General features: G+C 64.2%; 24 protein-coding genes and 1 pseudogene. 17 read left to right on the top strand and 8 right to left on the bottom strand.

Features of this window, described 5'->3' with window-relative positions:
- The first annotated feature begins 10 nt into the window (after positions 1–10).
- From rimI to KR49_RS03145, 5 genes are all read left to right on the top strand, one after another.
- A complete protein-coding gene (gene rimI, locus KR49_RS03165) occupies positions 11–496 on the top strand; it encodes a ribosomal protein S18-alanine N-acetyltransferase (RefSeq protein ID WP_052378149.1) in 486 nt (161 codons plus the stop codon).
- Between the two features lie 194 nt (positions 497–690).
- A complete protein-coding gene (locus KR49_RS03160) occupies positions 691–3,222 on the top strand; it encodes an ATP-dependent Clp protease ATP-binding subunit (RefSeq protein ID WP_043691512.1) in 2,532 nt (843 codons plus the stop codon).
- Entirely contained in the window at positions 3,222–4,322 is a 1,101-nt protein-coding gene (locus KR49_RS03155; protein ID WP_043691511.1) for an iron-containing alcohol dehydrogenase family protein, read from the top strand. The genes KR49_RS03160 and KR49_RS03155 overlap by 1 nt, the downstream gene beginning before the upstream one ends.
- On the top strand, positions 4,319–5,182 hold the full coding sequence (locus KR49_RS03150) for an alpha/beta fold hydrolase (protein ID WP_043691508.1): 864 nt from the start codon (positions 4,319–4,321) through the stop codon (positions 5,180–5,182). The genes KR49_RS03155 and KR49_RS03150 overlap by 4 nt, the downstream gene beginning before the upstream one ends.
- Positions 5,175–5,795: a DUF2993 domain-containing protein gene (locus tag KR49_RS03145; RefSeq protein WP_043691504.1), complete on the top strand. Its 621-nt coding sequence runs from the start codon at positions 5,175–5,177 to the stop codon at positions 5,793–5,795. The genes KR49_RS03150 and KR49_RS03145 overlap by 8 nt, the downstream gene beginning before the upstream one ends.
- Before the next feature lie 15 nt (positions 5,796–5,810).
- Here KR49_RS03145 and KR49_RS03140 read toward each other — a convergent pair whose 3' ends face one another.
- The 3 genes and pseudogenes from KR49_RS03140 to KR49_RS03130 all read right to left on the bottom strand — a co-directional run bounded on the left by KR49_RS03140 (position 5,811) and on the right by KR49_RS03130 (position 8,550).
- A complete protein-coding gene (locus KR49_RS03140; protein WP_052378148.1) occupies positions 5,811–6,713 on the bottom strand; it encodes a phosphatidate cytidylyltransferase in 903 nt (300 codons plus the stop codon).
- 53 nt (positions 6,714–6,766) lie between these two features.
- A pseudogene (locus KR49_RS03135) lies at positions 6,767–7,063 on the bottom strand (septal ring lytic transglycosylase RlpA family protein); the annotation flags it as partial.
- A 59-nt stretch (positions 7,064–7,122) separates the two neighbouring features.
- Positions 7,123–8,550, bottom strand: a complete 1,428-nt coding sequence (locus KR49_RS03130; RefSeq protein ID WP_052378147.1) for a lysine decarboxylase — start codon at positions 8,548–8,550, stop codon at positions 7,123–7,125.
- A gap of 49 nt (positions 8,551–8,599) precedes the next feature.
- Between KR49_RS03130 and KR49_RS03125 the strand changes: the two genes are divergently transcribed.
- From KR49_RS03125 to KR49_RS03100, 6 genes are all read left to right on the top strand, one after another.
- Complete coding sequence (locus KR49_RS03125; RefSeq protein WP_043691501.1) at positions 8,600–10,249, top strand: AarF/ABC1/UbiB kinase family protein; 1,650 nt, start codon at positions 8,600–8,602, stop codon at positions 10,247–10,249.
- A gap of 46 nt (positions 10,250–10,295) precedes the next feature.
- Positions 10,296–10,715 carry a hypothetical protein gene (locus tag KR49_RS03120; protein WP_043696613.1) on the top strand — a complete coding sequence of 140 codons (420 nt, stop codon included), beginning with the start codon at positions 10,296–10,298 and terminating at the stop codon, positions 10,713–10,715.
- 70 nt (positions 10,716–10,785) lie between these two features.
- Complete coding sequence (locus KR49_RS03115; protein WP_043691498.1) at positions 10,786–11,502, top strand: response regulator transcription factor; 717 nt, start codon at positions 10,786–10,788, stop codon at positions 11,500–11,502.
- Between the two features lie 6 nt (positions 11,503–11,508).
- A complete protein-coding gene (locus KR49_RS03110) occupies positions 11,509–12,651 on the top strand; it encodes a cell wall metabolism sensor histidine kinase WalK (protein WP_043691496.1) in 1,143 nt (380 codons plus the stop codon).
- Complete coding sequence (locus KR49_RS03105) at positions 12,648–13,394, top strand: pseudouridine synthase (protein ID WP_043691495.1); 747 nt, start codon at positions 12,648–12,650, stop codon at positions 13,392–13,394. Before KR49_RS03110 ends, KR49_RS03105 begins: the two co-directional genes overlap by 4 nt.
- 2 nt (positions 13,395–13,396) lie before the next feature.
- On the top strand, positions 13,397–14,317 hold the full coding sequence (locus KR49_RS03100) for a RodZ family helix-turn-helix domain-containing protein (protein ID WP_253912807.1): 921 nt from the start codon (positions 13,397–13,399) through the stop codon (positions 14,315–14,317).
- Here the strand turns inward: KR49_RS03100 and malQ are convergent.
- Both malQ and KR49_RS03090 read right to left on the bottom strand, forming a co-directional pair.
- The gene (gene malQ, locus KR49_RS03095; RefSeq protein ID WP_043691491.1) at positions 14,245–15,801 is read right to left on the bottom strand and encodes a 4-alpha-glucanotransferase; all 1,557 of its coding nucleotides are present in this window, start codon (positions 15,799–15,801) and stop codon (positions 14,245–14,247) included. The genes KR49_RS03100 and malQ overlap by 73 nt on opposite strands.
- Before the next feature lie 32 nt (positions 15,802–15,833).
- Positions 15,834–16,862 (bottom strand): NAD(P)-dependent oxidoreductase, encoded by a 1,029-nt coding sequence (locus KR49_RS03090; RefSeq protein WP_043696610.1) that lies wholly within the window; start codon positions 16,860–16,862, stop codon positions 15,834–15,836.
- 78 nt (positions 16,863–16,940) lie between these two features.
- On the opposite strand from KR49_RS03090, the gene KR49_RS03085 reads away from it, so the two are divergent.
- Complete coding sequence (locus KR49_RS03085; protein WP_043691489.1) at positions 16,941–17,900, top strand: LCP family protein; 960 nt, start codon at positions 16,941–16,943, stop codon at positions 17,898–17,900.
- Here the strand turns inward: KR49_RS03085 and KR49_RS03080 are convergent.
- Complete coding sequence (locus KR49_RS03080) at positions 17,876–18,391, bottom strand: hypothetical protein (protein ID WP_043691488.1); 516 nt, start codon at positions 18,389–18,391, stop codon at positions 17,876–17,878. The genes KR49_RS03085 and KR49_RS03080 overlap by 25 nt on opposite strands.
- A gap of 56 nt (positions 18,392–18,447) precedes the next feature.
- Between KR49_RS03080 and KR49_RS03075 the strand changes: the two genes are divergently transcribed.
- The 3 genes from KR49_RS03075 to KR49_RS03065 all read left to right on the top strand — a co-directional run bounded on the left by KR49_RS03075 (position 18,448) and on the right by KR49_RS03065 (position 20,932).
- A complete protein-coding gene (locus KR49_RS03075) occupies positions 18,448–19,443 on the top strand; it encodes a ribose-phosphate pyrophosphokinase (protein ID WP_043691486.1) in 996 nt (331 codons plus the stop codon).
- 124 nt (positions 19,444–19,567) lie between these two features.
- A complete protein-coding gene (locus KR49_RS03070) occupies positions 19,568–20,605 on the top strand; it encodes a glycoside hydrolase family 10 protein (protein ID WP_253912851.1) in 1,038 nt (345 codons plus the stop codon).
- 93 nt (positions 20,606–20,698) lie between these two features.
- Positions 20,699–20,932, top strand: a complete 234-nt coding sequence (locus KR49_RS03065) for a hypothetical protein (protein ID WP_043691485.1) — start codon at positions 20,699–20,701, stop codon at positions 20,930–20,932.
- Positions 20,933–21,076: 144 nt separating this feature from the next.
- On the opposite strand, the gene KR49_RS03060 is transcribed toward KR49_RS03065, so the two are convergent.
- Positions 21,077–21,850, bottom strand: coding sequence for a metal ABC transporter permease (locus KR49_RS03060; RefSeq protein WP_043691483.1), 774 nt, complete (start codon positions 21,848–21,850; stop codon positions 21,077–21,079).
- Positions 21,843–22,529, bottom strand: coding sequence for a metal ABC transporter ATP-binding protein (locus tag KR49_RS03055; RefSeq protein ID WP_253912806.1), 687 nt, complete (start codon positions 22,527–22,529; stop codon positions 21,843–21,845). Before KR49_RS03055 ends, KR49_RS03060 begins: the two co-directional genes overlap by 8 nt.
- A gap of 110 nt (positions 22,530–22,639) precedes the next feature.
- Here KR49_RS03055 and KR49_RS03050 point away from each other — a divergent pair, with 110 nt between their 5' ends.
- Both KR49_RS03050 and KR49_RS03045 read left to right on the top strand, forming a co-directional pair.
- Positions 22,640–23,560: a metal ABC transporter solute-binding protein, Zn/Mn family gene (locus tag KR49_RS03050; protein WP_043691480.1), complete on the top strand. Its 921-nt coding sequence runs from the start codon at positions 22,640–22,642 to the stop codon at positions 23,558–23,560.
- A gap of 49 nt (positions 23,561–23,609) precedes the next feature.
- Positions 23,610–24,734: a hypothetical protein gene (locus KR49_RS03045; RefSeq protein ID WP_043691478.1), complete on the top strand. Its 1,125-nt coding sequence runs from the start codon at positions 23,610–23,612 to the stop codon at positions 24,732–24,734.
- Positions 24,735–24,740 lie beyond the last annotated feature (6 nt).

Here is a 24,740-nt window from a genome sequence, read left to right as displayed (position 1 = left end):
ACCGGCGTAGATGGGCAATGTAGGAATCAGAGCTCCCCGGAACGGTTCAGCCATCACCGTCATCGAACTCGACACCTCCTGGTTGTCCGCCTGTCTCGACCTGGATCAACGCTGCCTGAGGGGACTGTGGAACGAGGAGCAGTGGCGCCGTGAACTGGAGGAGCCGCAACGGCTGTGTCTTGGGCTGATCGAGGGGGAGCGCCTGCTGGGTCTGGCCTGTGGCTGGCTGGTGGTCGATGAGCTGCACATCACAGCGGTGGCGGTGGATCCGGGTCGACGCCGCTGCGGTCTCGGCCGTTCGCTGCTGGACGCCCTGTTGCAACGGGCACGGATGGAAGGGGCCCGGCACGCCACGCTGGAGGTCTCCACTGACAACACTGCCGCTGTCGGTCTCTACGACTCCCATGGATTCCAGATCGCCGGTCGCCGCCCCAACTACTACCGAGATGGCCGAGATGCCCTGATCCAGTGGTGTCGGCTCACGCCAACGGAGTAGCCAGCTGACCGATCTAGATGATGTTCGGTTTCCCGTCCTCGGAAGACAAAAAAGCCGCACATCTTGGTGGGTTCATTATTAATTTCTGGCTGTACAAGCCCAGTCAGAGACTGGTGAGTCACTGAATCAAACAATCACTCGCAGAGGTCCCTCAACCCTGATAGCTTGGGAAGACTTACGCATCGGCCTCGACGATGTTCGAACGATTTACTGAGAAGGCCATCAAGGTGATCATGCTGGCCCAGGAGGAGGCCCGTCGCCTGGGTCACAACTTCGTGGGAACCGAGCAGATCCTTCTGGGACTGATCGGTGAAGGCACCGGAGTCGCAGCCAAGGTTCTCAAGTCGATGGGCGTGAACCTCAAGGATGCCCGCGTCGAGGTGGAGAAGATCATCGGACGGGGTTCGGGCTTCGTCGCCGTTGAGATCCCGTTCACGCCCCGTGCGAAGCGGGTGCTGGAGCTCTCCCTGGAGGAGGCCCGTCAGCTGGGCCACAACTACATCGGCACGGAACATCTGCTGCTTGGACTCATCCGTGAAGGCGAGGGCGTCGCTGCACGGGTGCTGGAAAACCTCGGTGTCGATCTGGCCAAGGTCCGCACGCAGGTCATCCGCATGCTGGGTGAGACGGCAGAGGTCTCTGCCGGTGGCGGTGGCGGCGGCGCCAAGGGTTCCACCAAGACGCCAACCCTGGATGAATTCGGCAGCAATCTCACCCAGCTCGCAGGGGAGGCCAAGCTGGATCCTGTGGTCGGCCGACATAACGAGATCGACCGTGTGATTCAGATCCTCGGTCGCCGCACCAAGAACAATCCGGTGTTGATCGGTGAGCCCGGCGTGGGCAAGACCGCCATCGCCGAGGGGCTCGCCCAGCGGATCCAGCAGGGTGAGATCCCTGACATCCTCGAAGACAAGCGCGTTCTCACCCTCGATATCGGCCTGCTGGTGGCAGGGACCAAGTACCGGGGTGAGTTCGAGGAACGCCTCAAGAAGATCATGGAAGAGATCAAGTCCGCCGGGAACGTGATCCTGGTGATCGATGAGGTGCACACCCTGATCGGGGCTGGAGCCGCCGAGGGAGCCATCGACGCCGCCAACATCCTCAAGCCGGCTCTGGCCCGCGGAGAGCTCCAGTGCATCGGCGCCACCACCCTTGACGAGTACCGAAAGCACATCGAACGGGATGCAGCTCTCGAGCGTCGCTTCCAGCCGGTCACGGTGGGAGAGCCCTCCATCGTCGACACGATCGAGATCCTTCGGGGGCTGCGTGAGCGCTACGAGCAGCATCACCGCCTCAAGATCACCGATGACGCTCTCGTCGCCGCCGCCACACTCGGCGACCGCTACATCTCCGATCGTTTTCTTCCGGACAAGGCCATCGATCTGATCGACGAAGCTGGATCACGGGTGCGACTGCTCAATTCGAAGCTTCCGCCTGAAGCGAAGGAAGTCGACAAGGAACTGCGTTCCGTCCAGAAACAGAAGGAGGAAGCCGTTCGCGATCAGGACTTCACCAAGGCCGGAGAGCTGCGCGAAAAGGAAGTGGAACTGCGCGAACAGATCCGCACCCTGCTTCAGAACAACCGTGTCGAAGCCAGCCCTGATCCGGAGGCCTCCTCTGAAAGTCAGGTTCCTGAGGCTTCCGAGTCGTCCCCCATGGTCAATGAGGAGGACATCGCCCACATCGTTGCTTCCTGGACCGGTGTTCCGGTTCAGAAGCTCACCGAGAGCGAGTCCGTGAAACTGCTGAACATGGAGGAGACCCTCCACCAGCGCCTCATCGGCCAGGACGAAGCGGTCAAGGCTGTCTCCAAGGCGATCCGCAGAGCTCGCGTCGGCCTTAAGAATCCCAATCGACCGATTGCCAGCTTCATCTTCTCCGGCCCCACCGGGGTCGGAAAGACGGAACTGACCAAGGCTCTGGCCACCTATTTCTTCGGCAGCGAAGAGGCGATGATCCGCCTCGACATGTCCGAGTTCATGGAGCGCCACACGGTCAGCAAGCTGATCGGCTCCCCTCCTGGCTATGTGGGATTCAACGAGGGCGGACAGCTCACCGAAGCCGTGCGTCGCCGTCCGTACACCGTCGTTCTCTTTGACGAGATCGAGAAGGCTCACCCGGATGTGTTCAACCTGCTGCTTCAGCTGCTTGAGGATGGCAGGCTGACCGATTCCAAAGGTCGCACCGTCGATTTCAAGAACACGCTGATCATCATGACCTCGAACATCGGTTCGAAGGTGATTGAGAAAGGTGGCGGTGGCCTCGGTTTCGAGTTCTCCGGCGAGAGCGCCGAGGAGTCTCAGTACACCCGGATCCGCTCCCTGGTGAACGAGGAGCTCAAGCAGTACTTCCGCCCCGAATTCCTCAACCGTCTCGACGAGATCATCGTCTTCCGTCAGCTCAGCCGCGACGAGGTCAAGGAGATCGCAGAGATCATGCTCAAGGAGGTGTTCGGTCGCATGGGCGAGAAGGGCATCACGCTCACCGTCTCCAATGCCTTCAAGGAGCGTCTTGTGGAAGAGGGGTACAACCCGGCCTACGGCGCCCGGCCCCTGCGTCGCGCTGTGATGCGTCTGCTCGAGGATTCCCTCGCCGAAGAGGTGCTCTCCGGACGGATCAAGGACGGCGATCACGCTGAGGTGGATGTGGATGAGAACAAGAAGGTGGTGGTGCGTCACATGGGACGTGCCGAAGCGACACCTCAGCTCGCCGGCGCCGGCGTCTGATGGTCGGTTCCATCTCAACCCACGCCATCGCCCCAGCTGCGGTGCTGCGGGGGGATGGTGCCTGGTCGGATGCTCTGCCTCGCATAGCCGCTCTGAGCTCGGCTCCCCTGCTGCTCGGACGCAGCGGGGCAACAGCCCGGCTCAGAGAATGTCTCGAACGGGATCTTGAGGCTGCCGGCCTGCCGACCCGTTCCGTTGAACTGGACTTCGATTGCTGTGAAGTCGACCTGCAGCGGCTTGCGGTTGAATCCGCCGGTTGTGATGCCGTCATCGCCGCAGGAGGCGGCAAGGTGCTGGATGCCGGCAAGTTGCTGGCTTCCCGGCTCGGCCTTGCCTGCATCACCGTCCCTCTGAGTGCTGCCACCTGTGCCGGCTGGACCGCTCTGGCCAACCTCTATTCACCGGAGGGTGCCTTTCAGGGCGATGTGGCTCTGGAGCGCTGTCCGGATCTTCTTGTGTTCGATCACGACCTGGTTCGTCAGGCTCCCCCCCGCACCCTGGCCAGCGGGATCGCCGATGCGCTGGCGAAGTGGTACGAAGCCTCTGTCAGCAGTGGTGACAGCAGCGACGGGCTCGTGCAGCAGGCCGTTCAGATGGCGAGAGTGCTCAGAGATCAGCTGATGATCGATGGCGCGAAGGCCTTGCAGGACCCGACCGGTTCAGCATGGGTGAGAACGGCAGAAGCCTGTGCTCTCACGGCCGGCGTGATCGGTGGACTGGGGGGTGCCCGCTGCCGGACCGTCGCCGCCCACGCTGTTCACAACGGCCTCACCCTGCTGCCCGATTGCCACGGAGTGCTCCACGGCGAGAAAGTGGGTTTCGGCATCCTTGTTCAACTTCGTCTTGAGGAGCGGCTGGGCGGGAATCGGCTCGCTGGCCAGGCCCACCGTCAGCTGCTCCCGCTGCTGCGGGAGCTGGGTCTTCCTGTCACTCTCGATGACCTCGGACTCGCGGGTGCCAGCCTCAGTGACCTTCAGCGGGTGTGTCAGTTCGCCTGCCGCGAGGGATCAGACCTGCACCATCTCCCCTTCACTGTGAGCCCTGGCGCCCTGCTGGAAGCACTGGTGGGTGCGGCCGAACCCAGCCTTCTCTCCTCTTGAACCAGCTGCTGGACCAGCTCCGACCGACTCTGCTCGATCCGCGCGCACGCGATCTGGCGGGAACCGTTCAGTGGTGGCTTCTGCCTGGTCTCGAAAGTGATCAACCCTTCCCGGTGGCGGTGCTCGGAGAGGGGCCACCCCTGCTGCTGCTGCATGGTTTCGACAGCAGTTTCCTGGAATTCCGTCGCCTGGCACCGCAGCTGAGTGATCGGTTTCAGCTGTTCATCCCCGATCTGTTCGGCTTCGGTTTCTCCCCCCGGCCTTCCGGGGCCAGCTATGGCCCGGAGCCGGTGCTGCGTCATCTTGATGCGCTGCTGGAACGTCTGCCGCCATCGTCCGTGGGGCTGATCGGAGCATCGATGGGTGGAGCTGTCGCCGTCGAGCTGGCCCGACGCCACCCGGAGCGAATCCGTCAGCTGCTGCTGCTGGCTCCCGCCGGTCTCAGCGGCCGGCCCATGCCGCTTCCCCCCGTGCTGGATCGGCTCGGAGTCTGGTTTCTCTCCCGTCCCGGCGTGCGCCGGGGTCTCTGCTCTCAGGCCTTTGCTGATCCAGCGGCTTCGGTCGGCGCACCGGAGGAACAGATCGCTTCACTGCATCTGCAGGTCCCGGGCTGGGCGGATGCGCTGGCGGCCTTCGCGCGCAGCGGTGGGTTCGCCGGTTGCGGCGAACCCCTGCCGGATCAACCGCTGCATGTGATCTGGGGAGCGCAGGATCGTATCCTTCGCCCGCGTCTGAAACAGGCGGTGCTCGATCTGCTCAAGCGTCCGGTGGAGACCTTCGAGTTCTGCGGCCACCTGCCCCATCTCGATCAGCCTGAACGGGTGGCCGAGCGTTGCCGGGAGTATCTGGCCGGTGTCTGATCCGCTTCTCAGTCTCATCTCCACCGGTCTGAAGCTCTGGGTCCGCAGCCGCTGCGACAGCGTCGGATCGCTTGAACTTTCGCTGCAGGGATCCAGTCTCGGGTTGCTGCGAGGTCATCTGCAGGGGGCGCGGCTGGAGGCCAGGGAGGTGCGTTTTCAGGGCCTGCCTCTGCAGCATGCGGTTCTGAGCAGCGGTCCGATACAGGTGGATCTGCAGCTGCTTCAGCCTGGTCGGATGCTGGCTCTGCAACATCCCTTCAGGCTTGAGGGGGATGTGACGATCACCGGCCGCGACCTGAATGACGCGCTTCTCGATGAGCCCTGGCGCTGGCTTGGAGACTGGCTGTCGGAGCAGCTGATGGGATTGACGCCGCTGGGCGGCCTGTGGATCGACAACGACGTGCTCGAGCTGCAGTCCCCCGTGGCGGCCCAGAAGGACCCGGCACGCCGCCGCTTCCGTCTCAAGGCCGCCCAGAACACCGTGATGATCCAGCCGCTTACGGAAGAGCAAGGTGCAACCCTGCTGCCGATGGACCCTGAGATCCACATCCTGGAAGCGTCCCTGCAGGGTGGTCAGCTCACCCTTCAGGGCGAGGCGCGCGTGAACCCCTGAGGAGATTTCGTGCGCTCAGGTGAGCAGCTGGTCGCTCAGCGTCACCAGGTAGTAGATCACCGCGGGGGTGAACAGATAGCTGTCGATCCGATCGAGGATGCCCCCGTGACCCGGGAGCACATCCCCGGAGTCCTTCAGGCCGGCATCCCGCTTCATCATTGATTCGGTCAGATCACCCACCAGGGCGATCAGTGCCACCAGGGCTCCCAACAGCAGTCCGGGCAGCCCCTGCCATGGCCACCCCATCACCCGTGCGCAGATCAGGCCGATGACCATGGCGCAGACGAATCCACCGATGGCTCCCTCCACCGTTTTGGCCGGTGAGATGGGCGACAGAGGGCGTCGACCGAAGCGCTTGCCGAAAGCCCACGATCCGATGTCGCTCCCGACGATCATCAGGCAGGCCGAAAAGGTGATCGCCAGGCCGCTGCTGCAGAGGTCCGCCGTGGCCGGTGCCAGCCCTGGGGCGGAGAGATTGCGCAGTGCCAGCCAGTGGCTGGGCAGAAAGCCGAGATAGAAGAGTCCGAAGATCGAAGCGGCGATGTCAGCGATCGAACCGGTCACCGGCTGAAGCAGCAGCCATCCGCAGATCGCCGCTCCCGCCAGTGGCAGCACAGCGGCCGCCAGCGCTTCCGGCATGCCGCCCTGCACCGCCCACTGGCTGCTGAACAGCAGCAGCTGGCAGGCCACCAGCGTGGTCTTGGTGGCGGGACGGATGCCCTTGAACTGGGCCATCCGGAAGAACTCCAGCAGCGCCAGATGCACGATCACGCCCACTGCTGCGGTGAACCACCATCCCCCCAGCACCACCACCAGGGCACCGAAACAGCCCACGGCGGTGCCGCTCAGCACGCGTTGACGCAGCGCACCGCGTTTCAGCTGTATCGAGGTCGTGGCTGGGATGGCCTCGCTGATCACGGACTTCCGGCGACAGGTCGTTCAGCGACCGAAAATTCAGCGTAACAATCGCCTCAGGGCAGCACCTCAAGCCGCACCGGCACCTCACCGTCCGAGATCATCTTCAGTTCGGTCGCAGCACCCTGGGCAAGGTCGATCACACGGTGCTGCCGATGCGGCCCCCGGTCGTTGATGCGCACCACGACGGTCTTCCCATTCGTGAGATTGGTCACCCGCACCCGCGTGCCGAACGGAAGGGTCCGGTGGGCCGCGGTCATGGTTCCCTGGCGAAAGGTCTCACCACTGGCGGTGCGTCTCCCGTAGAAACCCGGGCCGTACCAGCTGGCGGCTCCATCGACCACGCGCAGCAGTCTCGATTCCGCCAGGACGGGGGCTGTCAACAGCAGGGGCAGCAGCAGCAGCAGGCGGATCATCCTCGTGACGAGGGCGTCTGCGTCATTGAACCGCTGTTGTCGGTGATGCGCACGCTCGCCGGCAGCTGTTCGCCCCAGAGCCTGCGCTGGCGCAGCAGCCACTGGATGCGGTCGCGATCCAATCGTTCTCCGGGGATCAGCAGCGGGATTCCGGGTGGGTAAGGGCAGAGCAGTTCCGCGGCGATGCCTCCCTCCGCCTCCGCGAGGGGGACGCAATGGCTCGCAGCACGCCAGGCCTGACCGATGGGCAGCAGCGGTGATGCCACCAGGGGGAGTGGAGGCGGCTCGAAAGCAGGCTGGGGCACGCGCCCGGGGTGTTCCTGAATCAGACGTCGCCAGCTGCGGTGCAGGGCAGCGGCCAGGCCTCGGTGCCGCGCCAGGCCAAGGCAGAAGGTGAGGGTGGCTGGCTCGGGCAGTTCTGCCACCAGCCCCCTGGGCAGCAGCCAGGCATCCGCTTCCACCCCGCTGATGCCGGCGCTGCCGCTGTGCAGGACCAGCCGAAGCGGATCCTGGGTGTCCAGCAGCGGCAGCCCCTGTCGGCACAGCTGTTGCTTCAGTCCCCGGGCTTCGTTCAGCCGGTCCTGGAGCCGTCGGCGTCCCTGTGGAGTTCTCCATTCGGCCAGTGCCGTCTCGCAGGAGGCCAGCAGCAGGGCGCTGGGGCTGCTGGTCTGCAACCAGCCGAGGCTGCGTTCCAGAGCAGCCGGATCAACCCGTTCCCCCTGCAGCCAGAGAACCCCCGTCTGAGCCAGACCCGCGGCGGATTTCTGCAGGGAATGCACCACCAGATCAGCTCCAGCGGTCACCGCGGAGCTGGGCAGCAGCGGATCGACTGCCGCCGCGAAGTGGCTGCCATGGGCTTCATCCACCAGCACCGGCCAGCCTCTGCCCTGCAGCAACCGGATCAGTGGTTCCGGATCTCTTGCGTAGCCCTGGTAGGTCGGATGCACCAGCACGGCGGCGGCCACCGGGGTGTCCAGATCCCTCAGAACCCTTTGCAGCCATGAGGCATCCATCGGTGCCGGCTGCCCTCGGTCGGTGTGGAACGGGATGTCGTAGAGCACGGGGGTGAGATCCCCCAGCAGGCAGGCCTGGATCATGCTGCGGTGGACATTGCGCGGCAGCAGCACCGCTTCCCCCGGGCGTCCGATGGCCAGCAGTGCGGCCTGCAGCAGACCGGTGGCCCCGTTCACTCCGAACCAGCAGCGCTTCACGCCCATGGCCGCCGCCGCGTCGGCCTGACTGTCCGCGACGGCCCCATCCGGCTCCAGCGGCCCCCCGACCGTTGGCAGTTCAGGCAGATCCCAGATCCCGGCCCTGCTGCGCAGCAGTTCTCGCAGTGCCTCTGGAAGTGCTGCTCCGCGGCCGTGGGCGGGCAGGAACAGGTTGCGGCCCCGTCCCCGTCGCAGCAGCGAGACCAGAGTCATCGAATCCGGCTTTTCTTCTTAAAGTCTGATGCTGTGAAGGCGGGTTCCGATGCGATACGACCCCGGACGGGATCTGGTCTGGTTGCTGCTGAGGCCATGGGTGGCCATCCCGCGCCTGCTGCAGCTGGTCTGGTCCTTCACAGGACTGGTGATCGTGGTTCTGATTCAGGGAGGCAGCTCTGATCCGGCGGTTCAGCAGCGACTGGCCCGCAGGATCCTCAACACGCTCACTGGCCTCGGCCCCTGCTTCATCAAGGTGGGGCAGGCCCTGTCCACCCGCCCTGATCTGGTGCGGCGGGACTGGCTCGAGGAGCTGACCCGCCTGCAGGACGACCTGCCCGCCTTTCCCCACGCCATCGCGCTGAAGCGCATCGAGCAGGAACTCGGTGCTCCGGCTCACGAGCTGTTCGAGGAGTTTCCCGACCACCCCGTTGCCGCTGCCAGCCTGGGCCAGGTCTACAAAGCCCGGCTGCAGGGCAAGGCCTGGGTGGCGGTGAAGGTGCAACGCCCCAACCTCACCTTCATCCTGAGGCGGGATCTTGTGCTCATCCGTGCTCTCGGGATCACCGCTGCACCGCTGCTTCCCCTCAATCTCGGCTTCGGGCTCGGCGACATCATCGACGAGTTCGGCCGCAGCCTGTTCGAGGAGATCGATTACGCCCAGGAGGCGGCCAACGCCGAGCGCTTCGCGGCTCTGTTCGCTGACAACGATGCGGTGTACGTGCCGCAGGTGGAGCGGATGCTCAGCTCCACCCGGGTGCTGACCACCACCTGGATCGATGGAGCCAAGATGCGCGACAGCGCCGAGCTCGAGGCGCTTCGACTCGATCCTTCAGCCCTGATCCGCACCGGCGTGATCAGCGGGCTGCAGCAGCTGCTCGAGTTCGGTTACTTCCATGCCGATCCACACCCCGGCAACCTCTTCGCTCTGCCCGGGCGCAGCGGTGATCTCGGGCATGTGGGTTACGTGGACTTCGGGATGATGGATTCGATCAGCGATTCCGACCGCCTCACTCTCACGGGAGCTGTGGTGCACCTGATCAACCGCGATTTCGCATCCCTGGCCAGGGATTTCCAGAGCCTCGGTTTCCTCAGCCCCACGGCGGATCTCACCCCGATCATTCCTGCCCTGGAGGAGGTTCTGGGAGGAAGTCTCGGAGATTCGGTGGGGTCGTTCAATTTCAAGGCGATCACAGACCGCTTCTCGGAGCTGATGTTCGACTACCCGTTCAGGGTCCCGGCCCGGTTCGCCCTGATCATCCGCGCCGTCGTCAGTCAGGAGGGCCTGGCGTTGCGCCTGGATCCCCAGTTCCGGATCATCGCTGTGGCCTACCCCTACGTGGCCCGCCGCCTGCTTGCGGGTGACACCACCGAGATGCGGGAGAAGTTGCTGGAGGTGATCTTTGATGAGAACGGTCGCCTGCGTCTTGATCGGCTCGAGAGTCTGCTGGCGGTGGTGGGTCAGGACGCCCCCGCCCCCGGACGGGAGCTTCTGCCAGTGGCCGGGGCGGGTCTGCGGCTCCTGCTGAGCCGTGACGGTGCCGATCTGCGCAGGCGTTTGCTGCTCACGCTGATCCGTGACGATCGTCTTCATACCGAGGATGTGCGAGCGCTCGCCGGACTGCTCGGTCGCACCTTCGGGCCCGCCCGTATCGCCGGCGGACTGCTGCAGCGTCTCAATCCCATGGCAGCGGCCTGACCCCTCCACGACATCGCTAAGGTCGCGGCTCCCGCCGATGACCTCGATGTATGAGGAGATGACTGCTGAGCAGTTCGAAATGCTGCTGCAGATGGCGGTTCCGCCTCAGCCGCCCTATCTGCTCGCGGGTGTCGGAATGGCGATGGGCATCCTCTGCGGCCTCACCTTCGGCCGTCAGATCCAGAACAAGCTTGACCGCTGGAAGCAGGACCGTCTTCCGTTGCTGCCTCTCGGCAACGTCGAGACGACCCTCAGTTACACGGGCACGGTGATCGGGATCACGCTGTTCATCGGCTGTTGTCTTCAGATCTTCGGATTCGCGGCGGGCGCCTCTCTGCTGGTGGCTCTGGTTCTCTCCCTGCTCACCGGAGGAGCCCTCTGGGCTCAGCTGGAGCGATTGATGCAGCAGGTGGAGCAAGGCAATTTCAAGGCCGTGGACTTCGACAACTTCGACGAATTCTTCTGATCAAGGACAAGGGTTTTGTCGACTGATCCGCGATCTGAGGTCAGACTGATGTGGTCTTGATCACACCAGTGTGACAACCCTCCCTGCGGCAGTCGCCACCAGCCGTCTGCTGGTTGTCGAGGACGACGACAGCATTCGCGAGACGGTGGGAGAGGCTCTCCGGGCTGAGGGGTATGAGGTGACCACCTGTGCCGACGGTTCGGAGGCCCTCAGCCTGTTCACCGACGAGCCGTCCCAGCATGTGGATCTGCTCGTGCTCGATCTGATGCTTCCGGGGCTGGGGGGACTGGACCTCTGCCGGGAACTGCGCCGGTTCAACAACAACACGCCGATCCTGGTGATCAGTGCCCGGGACAGTGAAACCGATCGGGTGCTGGGTCTTGAAGTGGGGGCGGATGACTACCTGGTGAAACCCTTCGGCCTCCGCGAGCTGGTGGCCCGCTGCCGTGCCCTGCTCCGCCGGGCACGCCAAGCGCCGACCCTTCTGCCTGAGATCTACACCCACGCGAATCTGACGCTGTACATCAACGAGTGCCGCGTCACCCGGGACGGTCAGGACCTGAATCTTTCCCCGAAGGAATACAAGATTCTCGAGCTGTTCATCCAGCATCCCAAGCGCGTCTGGAGCAGGGACCAGCTTCTCGAGAAGATCTGGGGACTTGATTTCGTCGGAGATACCAAAACGGTGGATGTTCATATCCGCTGGCTGAGGGAGAAGATCGAGGAGGAACCCTCATCCCCGCAGCTGATTCGCACGGTGCGGGGTTTCGGATACCGCTTCGGCTGAAACTCCGTGCAGATTCCTGCCGTCCTCGCGTTCGTCGCCGGAGCGACACTGACCCTTGTTCTGCAGCGTCGGATCCGTTCCCGGTCGAGGAGGAGGAAGGACGAAGACTGTCCGGGATTTCCTCCCGGAGCCGTCAACACTCCCCAGCTGCTTGCTTGGATCGATGCCGCCACCCAGGGATGGCTGATCCTGGCGCCGGATCTGTCCATCGCTTACATCAACGCCCGCGCAGAACGGCTGCTGCATATCTCCCGCAACCTGCTCGTGCGCGGCATGCCGCTGGAGGAGGTGCTGTCGATTCCGCAACTCGAGGAAGCGATCATCAGCACGCGTCATCAGCAGCGTCCCCAGCGCTCGGAATGGGAGCAGCTGGGAGAACCGCTCGAGGCGTTCGTTCTGCCGGGGTCGGATGAATGGCTGCTGGTGCTGATCCAGAGCCGACAGTCGCTTGAGGCGCAGCAACAGCAGCAGGAGCGATGGGTGAGCGATGTGGCCCATGAACTGAAGACACCGCTGACCGCTCTGATGCTGGTGAGCGATCGTCTGGAAATGGCAGTGGAGGGCAAGGACACCGTCCTGGTCCAGCGTCTTCAACGGGAGCTGCGCCGCCTGCAGTTGATGGTGGAGGATCTGCTGGAGCTATCCAGGCTCGAGAACAGCCTTCCGCAGGAGAGCGGCAGCTACACCGCGATCAGCCTCGAGGATCTGGTGGACAGTGCTTGGAGCAGCATCCGCCCCCTCGCTGAGGAGCGCGAGGTGCAGCTCGATCTCGATCGTTCGGAACCCGGCCCGATGATGGGCGATCAGCGGCGGCTGCACAGGGCTGTGCTCAATCTGCTGGACAATGCCCTGCGCTACTCCCCCGAAGGCTCCACGGTGGAGGTGACGGTGATGCCCAGCGGCGGCTGGTGGCTGCTCAGCATCCGTGACCACGGACCGGGACTGAGCGAATCCGATCTGGGGAACATGTTCCAGCGCTTTTACCGCGGCGATCCCTCCCGCGCTCGTTCAGCCCGCAGCGGCAGTGGGCTGGGTCTGGCGATCGTGCAGCAGATCGCCGTCAACCATGGCGGCCGTGTCGAGGCGCGCAACCATCCCAACGGCGGCACCTGCATGGAATTGCTGCTGCCCAAAAGCTTTCTGACGTGACCCGGCAGCGTCTGCAGAAGCTGATCGCGGCTGCCGGCCTCTGCTCCCGTCGTCGGGCCGAGGACTGGCTGCTGCAGGGACGCGTCACCGTTGATGACCGGGTGGCTGCACTGGGCGATCAAGCGGATCCGGCTCAGCAGATGATCCGGGTCGACGGTCGTCCTCTGGCCGCAAGGCAGGAGGCACGCGTGCTGCTGCTGAACAAGCCGATCGGTGTGATCTGCAGCTGCCGCGACCCCCAGGGGCGCCGCACCGTTCTTGATCTGCTGCCACCTGGGATGCGGCGTGGACTGCACCCCGTGGGCCGCCTGGATGCCGACAGCCGCGGGGCACTGCTGCTGACCGACCAGGGAGAGCTGACCTTGAAACTCACCCATCCCCGTTACGACCACCGCAAGACCTATCGCGTCTGGGTGCAAGGGCAACCCGATGCCGGAGCCCTTGACCGCTGGCGGCAGGGCTTGATCCTCGATGGCCGCATCACCCGTCCCGCCCATGTGCGTTCGCTGCGATGTCGAGCCGGCAACGCTCTGCTGGAGGTGGAACTGCAGGAGGGCCGCAACCGCCAGATCAGGAGGATCGCCGACGATTTAGGCCATCCGGTGCTCGACCTGCAGCGGGTTGCCATCGCCGGATTGGCTCTCGGAGATCTGAAGGAAGGCGGCTGGCGGCTGCTTCAGAGGGGAGAATGGACACCGTTGCTTGACGGGGACGCGCCCCCGCGTTCCGGCCCATGCGCCTGAAGTTGCCCCGTCCCTGGTGGCGTCGGTCCAGGCGATCGGGCGCCGCGGAGGGAGAGTCGATCACCGGATCACCGGAGAGCCTGCAGGAGATCGGGGCGTTGGTGCGTCGCCGCCGTGAGGATCTCGGACTCAGCCTGCGCGACCTCGCGATCGAGACCCGGATCACCACGTCGGTGATCGAGGCCCTGGAGCGTGGCTGGAGGGATCGCTTGCCGGAACGCACCTATCTCGCCTCGATGCTGCCGCAGCTGGAAGAGCGCCTGGAGCTGCCGACCGGGAGCCTTGATCCAGCACTGCCTCCACGGGCGCCAGCCCTGCGGTTGGATGCGAGCGGCCGCGGGCTGCGGCGGTTCACTCCAGGCACGATCGACGTCCTCACCACCTGGCAGGGATCGGTTGTCTATGCCCTGGCCATCGGTCTGAGTCTGATGGCCCTCAACCGACAGCAGCAGGATCTTGCCCTGCGCAACAGTCAGACGCTGGAACCGGTGCAGGCCGACCTGCGTGGCCTCAACCGCCTGGAGACCGCGTCGTCCCCCAAGGATCCAGTCGTGCGGGCGCTGCGGCCGCTCGAGCAGGCAACTCAGCGTCGGCCCGAAGAGTGGTTGAACGCCGGCGGCGGCCTTCGCCCCTCCGGCATCGGTGTGCTGCAGCTGCGCCTGAAGCAAAACCGCCGGCTGCGACTGTTCAGCGGAGGCGGGGACCGGTTGCAGATGGACGTGAAAGCAGGAGCGATGACCCTGCAGCTGCAGGCTCCCCTCGAGCTGGTGATCACTCCACCTCCGAGCGATGACGACCGTGTGCTCTGGGATGGCAAGCCCTTGCTGTCTGTGCCGAACAGGCAGGGGGTCTACCGGGTGGATTCGAGCAAGCCGGAAGCGCCGGCGAGGGAGCGGCCCCAGACAGCTCCGCGCTCGCCGTAACCCCTCAGGGCGCCGTCGAGGGCGGCATCGAAGCTGGCAAGACGCCAGCTCCAATTGCCCTCGCAGGTGCCTGGAGTGTTGAAGCGAGCCCTGTCATCCAGGTGCAGCAGATCCTGAAGTGGCGCCATCACCAGAGCCGCCGTGGTGGAGAAGGCCATGTCGAAGAGATGCCAGGCCGGTGCCTGCAACTCGCCGTTCACCCTGCGGGCCACACGGTTGCGGCTGTCCTCATCAAGCCGCTGCCACCATCCCAGGGTGGTGGGGTTGTCGTGAGTTCCGGTGTACACGACCCAGCGGTTCCCCTCGATGTTTTCGGGCAGATAGGGATTGTGCGTTTCACCGTCGAAGGCGAACTGCAGCACCTTCATTCCCGGCAGCTGAAAGCCGTCCCGCAGGGCCTCCACATCCGGGGTGATCACCCCCAGATCCTCGGCGATCAGGGGCAGGGCGCCCCCGCCGTCCGCCTGCAGCCGTCCCAGCAGTGCCCGACCAGGGGACGGTTGCCAGCAGCCGTTCTGTGCGGTGGTGTCCTGTCCCGGCACCGCCCAGTAGGCCGCCAGTGCCCGGAAGTGATCGAGCCGCAGCAGGTCGGCGAGCTGACGCTGGCGGGCGATGCGCCGACGCCACCAGCGGAAGCGGCTCAGGCGATGACGGTTCCAGCGATACACGGGAGATCCCCACAGCTGGCCGGTCTCCGAGAAGTAGTCGGGAGGCACTCCGCTCTGGGTGGTCAGTTCGCCGTTCTCCTTCACGGTGAAGAGCGGGCGATGGCTCCAGACATCGGCGCTGTCTGAGCTGACATAGAAGGGGATATCGCCGAACAGCAGCACCCCCCGCTGTCTGGACAAGTCACGGATCTCCTGCCACTGACGGTCGAGATGCCATTGCATCAGCCGTTCCTTGAGCAGCTCATCCCCATGGTCTGCCGCCCAGGTGCGCAGCGCCCTCGCGTCATGACGGGCCAGCGCATCCGGCCAGGACCACCAGGGGCCCTGCTGCTGCTGGTGGAGCACGGTGAACAGGACATGGTCCTCGAGCCAGCTCTGGTCACCGCACCATGCGGAGAACTGGCGCTGTCGCTCGGTGTCCTGCAGCGACCAGTGCTGCAACAGGGCGTCGCCAAGGGCGTCACTGCGCCGGTCCGCCAGCTGGAAATCCAGTGGGCCCACCCCGTCACACGGACTGTCTGCGCCTGGCAGGGACGCTTCGGCGTCCTGGGTGATGAAGCCCTCACGGCAGAGATCCGCCGCATCCAGGAACCAGGCGTTGAGGGCGAAGCAGGAGGGGGAGCTGTAGGGGGATCCGGTCGGATCCGGAGGCGCAAGAGGCAGCATCTGCCAGACACCGATGCCGTTGTCGGCGAGCTGCCCCACCCAGCGACGGGACGGCTCTCCGAAGCTTCCGCAGACAGGACTTCCAGGCAGGGCTGTGGGATGCAGCAGCACTCCGGTGGTACGCGCCCGCGACGGGGTGGCCTGATTCATCGGAGCCTCTTCACAGCACAAGGATGGCCTGATCAGAACAGCGCCGCATCCCCGAGGTCCTGACCCGCCATTCCCTCGCGCACCACCCGCTCGAAGAACTGCTCGAGAGTGTCCTCTCCGTAGGACGGAGTGGCCTCCGCGTCGTATCGCTGGGTTTCCTCGTCCCACACGAGCATCGATTCACTGGCGTAGTAGCGCCCGATCCTGCCGAATTCTGCGGTGTCCTGCAGGCTTGGAACCAGCCTGGCGAGACCCTGGAGAACGGCGATCGGCGCGTCCATCAGGGCGATCGGCAAGGACAGCATCCGGGGTGTGCGGCCGAGGGCCCGGAAGAGCATCTCGCCCTGCTCCCGTGCACTGAGAGCCGGTCCGGGGCCTCCGATGGGCAGCACCTGGTTGATGCGGTCCTGATCGTGAACGCAGTCGGCCATGAAGCGGGCCAGGTCGGCTTCGCTGATCGGCTTGCAGCTGGCCAGCTCCCCGCCGCCGAACATCACGTACGGCCCGCCGCGGCGGCAGCTCTCGACCTGCCCCCCAAGGCTCTTGAAGAAGGCGGTGGGACGCACGATGGAATGGGTCATCTCCTCGTCGGCGCGGAGCACGGCTTCGAAGGCGAGCTTCGCTTTCTGAAACTCCAGCAGAGGTTTCTGCACGCAGATCGCCGACAGCAGCACGTAGTGAGCGACTCCGGCGCGGCGACCTTCCCGGTAGGTGTTCAGGGTCGCCTGATGGTCGATGGCCCAGGAATCCTGGCGGCCACCGCTGCGGGAGGCGAGGCAGGACACCACCACATCGGCGGGCTGATCAAAAGCCTGGGTCTTCAGCGAGGCGGGATCGAGCACATCGCCGAAGCGCACTTCGGCTCCAGGACAGTCAGCGATCACCTGATCGCGCGTCTGGCGGCCTCCGATGCCGCTGCGTTCGCGCGCGAACGCCACGACGTCATAGCCCCGTCGGACCAGCTCCCGAACCACGAAACGACCGATGTATCCGGTGGCTCCGAACACCACCACCCGAACCTGCTCCGGAGGGCGGTTTCGGAAGTCGTGGCGCAGAGACATGACGAACTGGTGGGCGGTCAACAACGCTAAGGATCGGACAATTGGGCGAAACTGATCCGCGACGCTGAGTTCCGAGAGATGGAGCCGTCCGCGCAGGACACCCCGACGAACTGGCTGGGCCGCCGTCCGCTACGAGCGATCCTTCGCATCCTGGTCACCCTGGCGGGCGTCGGGGCCACCGGCTGGGCCCTGAGCACCGTCTGGCCGGAACAGGATCGGGTGGCCAGGGGGGCTCCCCCATCCGTCGACAATCCGGCCAGCCTGGCCCCTTATCCCCTTGAGCCCGTCACCGTGCTGCTGGTGGGCGTTGACTCGGACACTCTGAGCGCTGCCAGCAACCAGGCGGCTCCGCAGGGGCCTGCCAATGCCGATGCCCTGCTTCTGCTGAGGATCTCCTCCGCTGAGCCGCTGCAGCTCCTGCAGGTCCCCGTTGAGCTGGCGGTGCAGCTCCCCGGCAGCCAACAGCCGATGGCTCTCGGCGGTGTGTGGCAACAGGGCGGCGTCGCGCTCACCGTGGATGCTCTGCAGGAGATCATCGGCCTGCCTGAGGGCGTGCCGCAGCGCTACGTCGTGATGCCGAGAAACGCGCTGCGCACCGTGGTTGAGGCCCTCGGGGAGGTGGAGGTGACCCTCAATCAGACGTACCAACGCACGGACAAGGCTCAGGGCTACACCGTGAATCTGCAGGCGGGCCGGCAGAGCCTCAATGGAGCACAGGCGGAGCAGCTGGTGCGCTACCGCAAGGACAGTCAGGACCATCCCAACCGCCGCATCCGTCAGCAGATCCTGCTGCGGGCCATGATCTCCCAGGTGCAGTCCGCCAGTGGCATCGGCATCATCCGAGGCCTGCTCGAGGACATCGCCGGCCAGATGGACACGAACCTCAGCGAGGCGGAGATGCTCGGTCTGGCGGCTGCCCTGATCGCCAGTCCCTCGCCGGCGACGATCACTCAGCTGCCCCTGGCGACGCGTGCTGGCAAGCAGACCCTGCGTCAGCTCAAGCCAGGACTGTCTCAACCGCTCTGGCCATCCTCCTGATCACGGCTGGGGCGGATCCGCTCCGCGAGCAGGGCGAGTCCCTGCTCGCGTTCCGGGCGCCCTTCCGGCGCGATCCAGCTCACCCAGGGCAGTCCGTCCCGCTTCCGCTGAGTGGCATTCCAGCTCCCCTGCACCTGCACCAGGCCGATCAGGGAGACGCCCAGCTGCCTGCACAGTGCGGTGTAGGCCGCCGCTGCACCGGGGACACCGCCATCCGGGTCTGCCCCCACCAGGAGCAACACCGGCCGATGCCAGTCAGCAAGGGCTTCCAGCCAACTGCCCCCTTCAGGATGCAGCCGCCCTGGATCGCCGCTGATGCGGATCAGCTGCGCGCTGCTTTCCGCTCTGGAGAGAACCATCTGGGGCGGCTCACCGATGCCATGACAGAGCAGCGGCATGTCGCAGACACGGGCCAGCCCTTCGGCGGCTGCGCGCATGGTCAATTCCGGCAGGGGGCCGGCACTCACGAGTACCGGATGACCTGTGGACATGAAGCACCAGCTCACCACTACCATCGGATTACAACAGAACCAGTCCCGCGGGCGCCGTGACAAGCTTCCTGACAGCAGCCCGCGCCGAGCAGGAAAGACTGCAGCAGGAGAGCCGGCGTCTCCGCCTGTTCAGCGGTACCTCCAACCCTGGACTGGCCAGGGAAATCGCGGCTTATCTGGGTGTGCCGGATGGCCCGAGGGTCTGCAAACGCTTCGCCGACGGTGAGCTCTACGTGCAGATCCAGGAGTCGATCCGTGGCTGCGATGTGTTTCTGATCCAGCCCACCTGCGCTCCGGTCAACGACCACCTGATGGAGCTGCTGATCATGGTGGATGCCTGCCGACGGGCATCTGCCCGACAGATCACCGCCGTTGTGCCTTACTACGGCTACGCCAGAGCCGACCGCAAGACCGCCGGTCGTGAGTCGATCACCGCGAAGCTCACCGCCAACCTGCTGGTCAAATCCGGTGTCAACCGGGTCCTCGCGATGGACCTTCACTCGGCGCAGATTCAGGGATATTTCGACATTCCCTGCGATCACATCTACGGCTCCCCGGTGCTGGTGGATTACCTCTCCACCCAGAACCTCGGCGACATCGTCGTCGTCTCACCGGACGTCGGCGGCGTGGCCAGGGCCCGCGCCTTCGCCAAACAGATGAACGATGCTCCCCTGGCGATCATCGACAAACGGCGCACCGGACACAACATGGCGGAAAGCCTCACGGTGATCGGAGACGTCTCAGGACGGACCGCTGTGCTGATCGACGACATGATCGACACCGGCGGCACGATCTGCGCCGGCGCCCGACTGCTGCGTCAGCAGGGGGCCAAGCGGGTCATCGCCTGCGCCACCCATGCGGTGTTCTCTCCTCCGGCGAGCGAGCGTCTGTCTGCCGAGGGATTGTTCGAACAGGTTGTCGTCACCAACAGCATTCCGATCGAGCCGGATCGAACCTTCCCCCAGCTTCATGTGCTGTCCGTTGCCAACATGCTGGGCGAGGCGATCTGGCGGATTCACGAAGAAAGCTCCGTCAGTTCCATGTTCCGCTGATCCGACTGTGAAGCGACCACTCCCTCCGGTCGTCGTTCTCCTCGGTCTTGCGCTTCTCTGCTCGCTGAATCCGGGGGTACGGGCCCAGTCTCGCCTGGATCGACTGTTGCGGCCCCGCCCGGTGATGGGGGTCTGGCTGACCAACAGCCCCAGCGACCTCTACTACGACAAAACGCGGATCCGCGACGCCATCGCCGAACTGAGGCAGGCCGGCTTCACCCGGGTGGTTCCCAACGTCTGGAGTCGGGGAACCACGTTTCACACCAGTGACTTCGCACCGGTGGAGCCACCGCTGGCGTCCGTGGGTGTTGAGCTCGATCCGATCTGCACGATCGCCGAGGAAGGGCGCAGGAACGGGATCCAGGTGATGCCCTGGTTCGAGTACGGGCTGATGGAGCCGGCCGATTCCGATGTGGTGCGGCGGAATCCGGAGTGGGTGCTGGCGCGGGCTGATGGGCAGACCTGGATGACCATGCACGGCAGTCATCGCATGGCCTGGCTGAATCCGGCCCATCCGCAGGTGCGTCGCCGCTTCATCGGACTTGTGGTGGAGACCCTGAAGCGCTGTCCGATGCACGGGCTTCAGCTCGACGATCACTTCGCCTGGCCAGTGGAATTCGGCTACGACGCTTACACAGCCGCGCTTTATGAAAAAAGCACGGGTGCTCCGCCTCCGCAGGATCACACCAATCGTCGCTGGATGACCTGGCGTCGTCATCAGCTCACCGGTCTTCTGCGGGAGCTGCGCAGCAGTCTGGATGCAGCGGATCTGCCCACACGCATCAGCCTGTCGCCAGGCCCTTTTCGCCAGGCTTACAACCTCTGGCTGCAGGACTGGGAGCTCTGGGCCATGGGTGAGCTGATCGATGAATTGGTCGTTCAGAACTATGCGTACTCCGTGAAGGGTTTTGCCCGAGATCTCGATCAGCCAGCCCTGCGCAAGGCGCGTGAGTGGAGGATTCCCACACAGATCGGAATTCTCGCCGGCTTCGGAAAGCGCACGACGCTGATGTCGGATCTGCAGCAGAAAGTGCGGTTGTCGCGTGAGCGCGGCCTTGGTGTGATCTTCTTCTACTGGGAGGGATTGTGGGGAGTTCATGTGCCGGAACGGATCCGGACCGAGCGCTACAGGGCTTTTCAGAAACTCGGCACAGGAGACTGAGAGCCTGCGGCTCTTCGCAGGGCTCATCCGCTCGTCTGTGCCACAGCCTCAGGTCATATCCGACTACTTTGAATCGACTCTTTCAGGCGTGTTGTGAAACAGGTCGAAGTCAATCAACTGAGGGCAAAGCTTCATCGTCTCGATCTCTCAGATGAATTCATTGCGCGCTACATCCAGAAGCTTCAGGACAACGGAGAAAGCTACAAAGTTGCCTGCAAAACCATCGATCGCTGGGAAAAGCCTGACTCATCTCAATTCGTTCTGCAGGCCCTGGTCTGCGGTTTTGCCGCAGCGATCCTGGGTGGATGGTTTGCCATGGTGAGCTGACGACAATCGTTTCCGTTGCCAGCGAAACCGTCAAACTGAAACTTGATCAGTGATGAATGCCCCATGGAAGAGGCTTATGTGCTGCTGGTCATCGTGATCAGTGTCTGGGTTCTTCTGAAAATCCTGCCTGGACTGAATCCCTGATCACCGCCTGATCAACAGCAGCGTCACGCACAGCACGCCGATCAGAGGGCCTGGCGGTAAATCACCAGCAACCGCAAGCATCATTCCGCCCCCACAGAGAAGCAGGCCGGTGCCGGCGGAGCGCAGCATCAGATCGCTCAGGCTGCGGCTGCGCTCCACATGCACAAGCACTGGAGCGCAGAGCAGGCCGATCACCAGCACGATGCCGACGGCGGTGATGGCACTGATCACCACCAGTGCGGTGATCACGATGGCGAGAAAACGAATTTGAGTGACCGGCCTTCGGGCCGCGACCGCTCCCTCGGGATCCACCCCGAGAAAAACAAGATCCCGGTAGTGGACGAACAGCAGCATCAGCAGTGCCAGAGCGGCGATGGCGGTGCGGATCAGGTCGTTGCTGCCTGCGGCCAGAAGATCACCGAACAGCACGGTTTCCAGATCGACGCGTGCCTGCAGCAGGGGCACCAGCAGCACGCCGAGGGCCGTGAATCCCGCCAGAACGGTGTTCATCGCTCCCTCCTCCCGTCCCTTGAAGCGCTGACTGAGACGTTCGGCCAGCAAGGCTCCGATCAGACCGCTGATCAGGCCACCGATGGTGGGATCCAGGTTGAAGGCCAAGGCCAGCACGAGCCCCGGCAGCATCGAATGGGCCATCAGATTGGCCAGCAGGATGCGTCTCTGAGTGATCAGCAGTGATCCGGTGGCCGGGCAGATCAGCCCGATCAGCAGGGCGAGCAGCAGTGGCGTCAGCCACCAGAGGTCGAGCTCATTCACAGCAGTGGCTTCCCATCATGCAAGTCAGGTCGGAGAGCTTGGCGCGCACATCTGCCGGGCTGCCGCTGGCGAGCACCGATCCATCGAGCACGACCACGCGGTCGTAACTGTCGAGAGCGCTGCCCCAGTCATGGCTGCTCACCAGCAGAGTCTGACCGGATTCGGCCTGTTGACGCATCACGCCGAGGAGATGTTCACGGGTGGGGGGATCGATGGCGCTGCAGGGCTCATCCAGCAGCAACACCCCCGAGTTCTGCATCAGAGCCCGGGCGAGCAACACCCGTTGCTGCTGACCACCGGACAACTGGCTCAGACGCCGGGACGCCATCTCTGCCATGCCGACCCGTTCGAGCAGGTCGTGGCAGCTCGGTCCGCCAGTTCGACGACGTGCTCCATTGCGACCCAGGTTCACCATGTCGCTGACCGTGATCGGGAAGGTCCAGTCGATCGCGGCCCGCTGAGGCATCAGGGCAACGCTGCATCCGCAGACCACGTGTCCACCGCTGGCCACAAGACGTCCCTGGAGCAGGTGGAGCAGGGTGGACTTTCCAGCCCCGTTCGGCCCGACCAGAGCCGTGAGTGTGCCTGGGCAGAGGTCCAGATCGACATGGTTGATCACCTGACGCCCGCCGTAGCTGAAGCAGATGTCGCTGGCCTGGAGGCGGTTGTCAGTGGTCAAGGCGTGAGGTGTCACGGGTGGTGATGGTTCACTTGCTGAGGCGGCGAACCAAGGGTTGCAGAGATCCGGAAGACTTGCAAAATGATAATCATTCTCAGCGTGATTTTCATTTGTCTGCTCGGTTCTGGTCGCGAACAGTCCTTGCCGGCGGAGTCCTGGCGGTCTTCGCGTCATGTCTCCCGGCGCGGGCCGCACAGCTCACGGTTGTGGCCGTGGATGGCACGCTCTGTGACATCACCCGCACCCTGGCGTCATCGGCGGCCGCTGTCACCTGTCTGATCCCGCCGGGTGGCGACCCGCATGGATATCGGTTGAAGCCCAGCGACCGACAGGCGCTCGCCAAGGCTGATCTCGTTCTCCACAACGGATTCGGCCTGACTCCCTCCGCCTCAAAAATCACCACCTCCGGGAAGGTGGTGGCGGTCGGAAACGTCGCTCTTCCGAGGTACAAGGGCAACGACCCGCACATCTGGCACGACCCTGCCAATTCCGCAGCGATGGTCACCGTTGTGGCGAACAGCATGGCCCCATTGCTGCCACAGGCAGAGCGTGCAGCGCTGGGTGCCCGTGCGGCGAAAGCCAAGGCTGTGTTCGTTGCCCTCGGCGGCTGGGCAGGTGCTCAGTTCTCCGGATTGCCGGCGGCCAAGCGTGTTCTTGTGACCGATCACCAGACCTACAGCCATCTGGCCAGTCGATACGGTCTCAAGGAGATTTCGATGCTGGACAGCTACACCACCGGAGGTGTTCTGCGACCGTCCAGTTTTCAGACGATCACGGTCGCGGTGAAGGCATCCGGTGCCGAGGTGATCTTCACGCCGTCTCTTCCTGCCAACAAAACACTGCGTCGCATCAGCCGCAGCACCGGATTGCCGATCGCCAAGACACCTCTCTATGGAGAGGGCGTGGCCTCGGGGCAAACCGCTGTCTCAACAGCGACGTTGAACATCTGCACGATCGTGAACGGCCAGGGCGGTCGCTGTGATCGGGGCGCTGCCGAGAAACTCGCTCAGCGCTGGTCCGCCATTCCCTAGTTGATCGATATCCACCCGTCCTCGTCTGTTCTCCTCCACCCAACGTCTCATGTTCCGCTCCCGTTCCCTGCTGCTGGCCCTGCTGCTGCTCCCTCTGTTTCCTGCTCCTTCGGCTCTGGCCCACGGGTCCCATGGCGGAGGCGGTGAGGACGCTCTCGAAGCCGGTGAATTCGATTTCACACCGCTGATCACGGTCGAAGCTCACGGTGGCTTCGATACCAACCTGGAGGACAGCCCCAAGCACTACGCCGTCGATGCTCTGTTCGGAGGCGTCTTCGAGTGGGGCCTTGGCAATGGCGGCAGTCTGTCCATTGAGGCCGCTGTGGGACCGACGCTCGTCTGGGGAGAGGCCGAGCATTTCTACGGCAAGGTCCATGCCTACCATGACGACCACGAGGAGCATGACGACCATGACGAGCATGAGGGTGAAGAGCATGACGAGCATGAGGGTGAGGAGCATGACGAGCATGAGGGTGAGGAGCATGACGAGCATGAGGGTGAGGAGCATGACGAGCATGAAGGTGAGGAGCATGACGACCATGCCGATCACGACGATGACCATGACGACCATGACCACGGGGAACATGCCCATGAAGGCCATGACCACGGGCATGGAGACACCGACTTCCAGCGAGCGGACGTACGCGGCTACCTGCAGGTCCGTTATGCCCCGAACGATCGCCTGAGTTTCTCCGTTGATTGGAAGCCCTATTTCGTCACTGAGGATCAGGGAGACGATGTGCAGGGCCTGAAGAACGAGATCGGAGCCAAAGTGCTCTGGGCTCTGGGTGACGGAGATGTGAACTTCGGCCTGGGTGACGGACTGGAAGATCTCGTCAATGGAGTGTTCCTGTCTGTTGAGCACCGACAGGGATGGGAATCTGATGGCGTCTGGATCGGTAATTACACCGATCCGCGCGTCGGCGTCGGCTTCACGATCGGGTCGGATCAGATCAATGTCTCGATCGAAGCTGGGCCTCGCTTCTACACCCCCGGCAGTTACTCAGGACTCGATCAGCGCACCGACTTCGCCGGTGAAATCGAGCTTTTAGTGCCTGTTGGCGATGCCAATCTGTTCGCTCACTGGCAGCCGACCTATAGCGGCACGGATGCTCCCGGTTGGGGTGAAGGCTGGCAGCACCACATCGGCACCGGCATGAGTTTCACCTTCTGATCCGTG

Origin of the sequence: Synechococcus sp. KORDI-49, from assembly GCF_000737575.1 — a bacterium.
GTDB lineage: Bacteria > Cyanobacteriota > Cyanobacteriia > PCC-6307 > Cyanobiaceae > Parasynechococcus.
Note: the sequence above shows the minus strand (reverse complement) of the source record. Positions and strands in the feature narration are given on the sequence as shown.